Origin of the sequence: Paraburkholderia sp. EG286B, assembly GCF_040965655.1 — a bacterium.
Taxonomy (GTDB): Bacteria; Pseudomonadota; Gammaproteobacteria; order Burkholderiales; family Burkholderiaceae; genus Paraburkholderia.
In genome coordinates, this window is sequence record NZ_JBFRCF010000186.1 from 1 (window position 1) to 399 (window position 399).

The window sequence follows — 399 nt, forward strand, 5'->3', positions numbered from 1 at the left end:
ACCGGAAGTGCTTGATTATCCACGTACTACTTGGCCTCCTGTCAGAATCAAAGGGATCGAGAACCGTCAACTGAAACAACCAAGACAGATTGCCATACAAACCGCAGCCAGCTCAGTCCAGCCCAATCGCTTTGGGCGGCTATACAGAGTCACTGTTCACAATGTCGAGGCTCGATGACCTTCGTTCCGGCCAATCGCCCGTTGCGACCCATTCGGCCTTGGCTGAGCGACGTACTCACTCGCATGGACGCACTCTTCTCGCGTATGTACGAGATCAACGCGAAAGGCGGTCGCCCGAGCATTGAGCCGGAGAAACTGATTCGGGCGCTGCTGCTGCGGGTGCTGTATTCGATTCGCAGTGAACGCATGCTGATGGAGCAAATCCCCTGCAACATACTG

Annotated in this window: 1 pseudogene; it reads left to right on the top strand. The window is 55.1% G+C overall.

The annotated features are described in order from the left end of the window. Positions 1–161: 161 nt before the first annotated feature. Positions 162–399, top strand: a pseudogene (locus AB4Y42_RS44340) (transposase); the annotation flags it as partial.